6 protein-coding genes are annotated in these 4,979 nt (G+C 56.9%); 2 read left to right on the top strand and 4 right to left on the bottom strand.

Annotated features, from left to right (window positions below; genetic code table 11):
* The first annotated feature begins 231 nt into the window (after positions 1 to 231).
* Positions 232 to 618 carry a hypothetical protein gene (locus ACXJ5O_RS18810; RefSeq protein ID WP_457301226.1) on the top strand — a complete coding sequence of 129 codons (387 nt, stop codon included), beginning with the start codon at positions 232 to 234 and terminating at the stop codon, positions 616 to 618.
* 202 nt (positions 619 to 820) lie between these two features.
* Entirely contained in the window at positions 821 to 1,894 is a 1,074-nt protein-coding gene (gene ydiK, locus ACXJ5O_RS18805; protein WP_457301225.1) for an AI-2E family transporter YdiK, read from the top strand.
* Between the two features lie 13 nt (positions 1,895 to 1,907).
* Here ydiK and ACXJ5O_RS18800 read toward each other — a convergent pair whose 3' ends face one another.
* The 4 genes from ACXJ5O_RS18800 to ACXJ5O_RS18785 form a co-directional block, all read right to left on the bottom strand.
* Positions 1,908 to 2,237, bottom strand: a complete 330-nt coding sequence (locus ACXJ5O_RS18800; RefSeq protein WP_457301224.1) for a hypothetical protein — start codon at positions 2,235 to 2,237, stop codon at positions 1,908 to 1,910.
* Positions 2,238 to 2,340: 103 nt separating this feature from the next.
* Positions 2,341 to 3,768 carry a mechanosensitive ion channel family protein gene (locus tag ACXJ5O_RS18795; RefSeq protein ID WP_457301223.1) on the bottom strand — a complete coding sequence of 476 codons (1,428 nt, stop codon included), beginning with the start codon at positions 3,766 to 3,768 and terminating at the stop codon, positions 2,341 to 2,343.
* 35 nt (positions 3,769 to 3,803) lie between these two features.
* Positions 3,804 to 4,505, bottom strand: coding sequence for a hypothetical protein (locus ACXJ5O_RS18790; protein WP_457301222.1), 702 nt, complete (start codon positions 4,503 to 4,505; stop codon positions 3,804 to 3,806).
* Positions 4,506 to 4,811: 306 nt separating this feature from the next.
* Complete coding sequence (locus ACXJ5O_RS18785; RefSeq protein ID WP_457301227.1) at positions 4,812 to 4,940, bottom strand: ABC transporter; 129 nt, start codon at positions 4,938 to 4,940, stop codon at positions 4,812 to 4,814.
* Positions 4,941 to 4,979 lie beyond the last annotated feature (39 nt).

The raw sequence follows: 4,979 nt of genomic DNA, 5'->3' as shown, positions 1-4,979 counted from the left end.
AGCCATTCCCTCGCTGGCTGCCGGAAAGGTGAAACCGTATTTCACAGTGTTGGAGCGCGAGCATTACTGGAAATCCTGCTGCAGCATCGTGGTGTCTAAACAAATGATATTTTCTCGAATGACAACAGCGACTTGAAGATGCGACGGCGGTTGGGAAACTCGGTTGCATATGCAATCCTTTTAACGGCTCAAACGGCAGCGGTCGTGCACTTGTTTTGGGTAGTGTATCCCGTGTTCCACGGCGTGTTGACCCACCTCGGTGAATATCAGGAGCTGGGCATGTCAAGTCACGTCGCAATTCTTGGCGGCGTCATTATTCTCCATTGCAGCTACTGGACCCGGCTGAAGTGGGTCTCGGTCACGCCGCCGTTCCACAGCGTCTTTGTTTCGCATCTCTGCTCTTTTGCCGGCCGTGTGTGCTTCCTTTTCAGCGGGGCGTTTTTTTCCGCTATCTTCTTCAGGCACCTTCCCGAGCTTGACGCTTTCCCGCCTTTTGGGCAGGCGGTCGTCAAGACGCTGTACGTGGCTGGGATCCTGTTCAGTTTTTTCTGCTACTCTCTCGAGCTTGAACGGCTCGGAAAAGCCATTGGGGAGTCGCCTCAAAAAGCTCGGCACTAAGGTCACTGGCGTGATTGGCTGGGGAGGTAAGACAGGGGTCGGAAAATCTTCAGTCGGAGCTTCGACTGGGCACTATTGAAGTTCGGCATACGGCCAATATGGCAATACAACCGTTTGATTATCATCATCAGAAGGTCTTGATGTTCAAGGGTCGCCAGCTTGATCAATCTGCTGACCAGCTCCGCGAATGAAGGCGAAGGAAATGGTCCAACCGCATCAGGATATCACCCGGGTGACTCTCGCGGTGCTTTTCATAGGTGGCCTGCTTGTCAGCAGCGCCTGGGTGATGCTTCCGTTCCTCCCTGCAATTATTTGGGCTTTGACCTTGGTTATTGCCACTTGGCCATTGATGATTTGGGTGGAACGTCGTGCCGGTAATCGGCGCGGCGTTGCTGTCCTGGTGATGACGATCGTTCTGTTGTTGGTGTTGATTGTACCACTGTGGCTTGCCATCACTATGGTCGTCGACAATGTCGACGCAATCAAGGGTCTCATACAAAGCGCTCTCACGTTTAGGCTGCCTCCCGCTCCGGAATGGTTGGATCGGGTGCCGCTTGTCGGCGCGCGCGTGAGTGAAGCTTGGAGTAAACTGGCTGCCGCCAGTATGCACGATCTGGCACCAACGCTTGATCCCTATGCTGGAGCGGCGGCCCAATGGTTCGTATCCGCAGCAGGAAGCCTGGGGGGCATGTTCCTTCACTTTCTGCTGACGACCGCAATAGCCGCGGTGATGTACGCACGCGGGGAACAGGGAGCTGCCGTCGCTATTCGGTTCGGTCGTCGTCTGGCTGGCGATCGGGGTGAAATGGTGGTGCGCTTGGCCRGACAAGCCATCCGCGGCGTGGCCCTCGGCGTGGTGGTTACCGCTGTTGCGCAGAGCGTGTTGGGCGGTATCGGGCTGCTTGTTGTCGGGATGCCATTTGCTTCGGTGCTGACCGCAGTCATGTTCATCTTGTGTCTGATCCAGATCGGTCCCGGGTTGGTGTTGGTCCCGGCGGTCATCTGGATGTATTATTCCGGCAATGCGATATGGGCAACAGTGCTTCTCGCATTCACCATCGTCGCCGGGACAATGGACGGCTTTCTCCGCCCGTTCCTTATTCGCAAGGGAGCGGATTTGCCACTGTTGCTTATTTTTGCGGGCGTGATCGGCGGTTTGGTGGCGTTTGGGATGTTGGGAATTTTTGTCGGCCCGACGCTTCTGGCGACCGCTTATACCCTTCTGCACGCATGGATGGCGGACACCGATGAGGAACAACCTACATCAGCAGCGTAGCAACGCCTGAGCTTCAGTCGCCATCGTCTCGTTCATCATCGTCGTCGTCAAATCTCGAAGGGTCGACAACCGGCAGCAGGAAAATACGCCAATCATCGTGCCCGCGCTCGCCTGACTGGCCAGCCGTCGCGCGGCTGGCTTGCCAGATTTCGGTTTCCTTCGGGAGCGCTCCACGCAGATTGATTTCCGCGACGCCGTCCCAGAGGCAACGGCCCTGGTTTTGGAACACATGCAGGTCCCGCCGTAACGCCTCGTCCGACAGAAGCGCCTTGGCATCATCTTCAGTTGCCGCGTCAAAAGCGACTATTCCTCGGCCTAAAATCTCGGCCACGAACACGCTCATTTTTCGATCCTCCCCCTGTTGATTGTCCCCGCTGGCTGAAACCGTTTCAGCTTCATGAGCTTCGGTCTTAAGCAACACCTCGCACACGATCTCCCTCGTTGGCTCAGCTTTCGCCTTCCACCAATTTCAATTTGGCTTCAGCAGCCTTCTTGCGTGTGATGGTATCGGATGCAGCCGCTACGGCACCTGCCGCGTGATCCTCGCCGCCTGCGACCTGCACGGTCGGGGAAGCAAAGCCGATGCCGTTCAACGCAAAGGCCTCGCGGATCATCGCGTAGGCACGCCGCCGGATGGAGGACTGATGGCCGGGCTTCGTCATCACGGCGAAGCTCAGGTTGATGCCATAGTCGCTGAAAGCCTCCACGCCCTTCATCTTCACCGTCTCGATGATGTAGGGGCCGAATTCCTCGTCCTCGACCAGCGCTGCACCGACGCCCTTCACCAATTTTTTGATCTTGACAAGGTCGGCGTCGAAGTTAACCGAGATGAGGAACTTGTCGATGACCCAATCCCGGCTCATGTTCTGCACCGCGCCCAGCGTACCGAACGGCACAGTGAAGATCGGACCGCGATGGTGGCGCAGTTTGACCGAGCGGATGCCGAAGGATTCAACAGTCCCCATGTAGCTGCCGCTCTTGATGTATTCTCCAACCCGAAATGCATCATCGGTCATGTAGAAGATTCCGCTGATGATGTCCCTGACCAGCGACTGCGAGCCGAATCCGATCGCAACGCCGAAAATGCCCGCGCCGGCGATCAATGGACCGATTGCCACGCCGAGGCCGGACAGGACCATCAGGACTGCAACGGCGGCGATCGCCACGGCGAGGAAATTGCGCAAGATCGGCAGCAGTGTCATGAGCCGTCCGCTGCGGGCCAATGCTGCTTCATCGCCGCCTTCGACGCGGGCGCGTTCGATGCGCTGATTGATGAAGCCCTTGACCATATGCCAGATCAGATCCGCTGCAAGCAGGATGACTATGCCTCCCAATACGCCGCGGATCATTCGGCTTGCAGCCTCGTCCTCCATCAAACCCATTACGCGAAGTCGAACGACAGCGGCGAGCCAGGCGGCTGCGAGCGCGATAATGAGCACGCGTGCGCCCCGCTCGATGAGCACTTCAAAGACCGGATTTCTGCTCTTTGGAGAATCTTCAGGACTGCCGAAAAACGACTGGACGATGGTGCTGGTCATTCTCAGGATCGGAGGAAGGATCAGGGCGTATATGCTGACCCACAACGCCAGGCTCATGCCGGCAACCCATAACAGCCAGATCAGGCAAAGATAACATGTGAGCAGCCACTTCTTGACGCGGGAGGCCCGGGAAGCGACCGGGGTTCCTGGGTGGCTCCATACGATTTCCAATGCAACCGCCAGCAGCCCAACGCCGAATATATAGAGGATCAGGCTCTCGACGTTGGGGGTAAAATTGAGCTCCGTCATCATGGCGGTTAGGGTMCAACCTGTGAAGAATATTCCTGCAAAGAAGGCAACGCGGCGATACCAGAATGCCGCCCCCGCATCGTCCATGGGGACGAGGCGCAGTCCGACTGGGTTTTCACTGCCTACGCCCCCCCGACTGTTCCGAGCACTATGGCTGTTATCTGCATGATGACACGCCAAGCGATAAGGGCCACCAGCATGGGGAGGACAAGCATGGCCAGGAGCGGCGGCCATGTGAAGGCGTGGAAGGCACCGACACTGACAAGGGCAAAGACCACCAAAGGTGCAATGGCCGTGAAAATCGAGCGACCGATGACACGATGACGCGCGTGCGAACCCTCAATCTCAGGCGACGCAGCCATTGGTCGTCTTCCCTGGCCGAGAATCCGCCGGAACGCAAATTCGGCCCCGAAGCCGAGCCCGGCAAACACAGCAAAAAGCACTAGGATCGCCCCCGGACGTCGACCGTTGATTTCGGTCATGATCGTGGAGCGTGCTTGGGAAAACTCGGCTGGCACGGCTGGAATGGCTTGTACGATACCGCGCAGATGCGCCCGAATGGCGTTTGACCAAACCATAAAGTTGGTCGCTGTTGGCGTGTCGGGTACTTCTGCGGCGGGCGGCGGGTTATTCTTCGTGGTAATCCAAGCTTTGATTTCCGGATCATCCAGGAGTTTGATCAGTTCCTCAACCTTGCCGGGCGGAGGCGGCGCAAATGCCTTCTGCGCTTGCGAAGTTGTGAAAGATGCCCACAACAAAGCGATGCTCAAGACGAGCAGGATGCTTACCTTGGTGGCCAAGTCCCTGATTGCAGCAATGTGCATTCAAATCCCCTGACATGCAGCTTCGGCAGCATACGCCGGAGAGTTCGGCCTGTCTAAAAAACAAATGGGGGCGGCGAGCCTCCGCCAAAGCGTCCGCTTACAAGAGACATCTCCCTGGCTTCAAATCCAGGTGTCCACCAGGCACCAAAGTCTGAACGGGCAGAGGGAGCGGAACCCTACGAGGTGTCGCAGTGGTCAACCGGCGCTGAATATTTACTACCGGATCCCACGTAGAGTGCCGGTGTCTTGCAATCGATAGAAATGGGAAGGTGGAATCACCTTCCCACAGCACAGAAGCAGTAGCCTTTATTTATAGACTGGTGCTGCAGTCGGTTCCGCCATTGGCGGAGGAGCTTTTCCTTTGCCGATTGATCCGCAGGCGCTTAAACTTATCACTGTTAGTACGGCAACGACGGTGATCAGAACTCTGTTCATTCGAAGATCCTTTTCATCAAGTTGTAGTGGGCCAACGAC

This window comes from Phyllobacterium sp. P5_D12, from assembly GCF_054049495.1.
Note: the sequence above shows the minus strand (reverse complement) of the source record. Positions and strands in the feature narration are given on the sequence as shown.

Bases quoted from the DNA above. Each gene is read 5' to 3' on its own strand.
- ACXJ5O_RS18800 (WP_457301224.1), bottom strand. From the start codon at position 2,237: ATGAGCGTGTTCGTGGCCGAGATTTTAGGCCGAGGAATAGTCGCTTTT.
- ACXJ5O_RS18785 (WP_457301227.1), bottom strand. From the start codon at position 4,940: ATGAACAGAGTTCTGATCACCGTCGTTGCCGTACTAACAGTGATAAGT.
- ACXJ5O_RS18790 (WP_457301222.1), bottom strand. From the start codon at position 4,505: ATGCACATTGCTGCAATCAGGGACTTGGCCACCAAGGTAAGCATCCTG.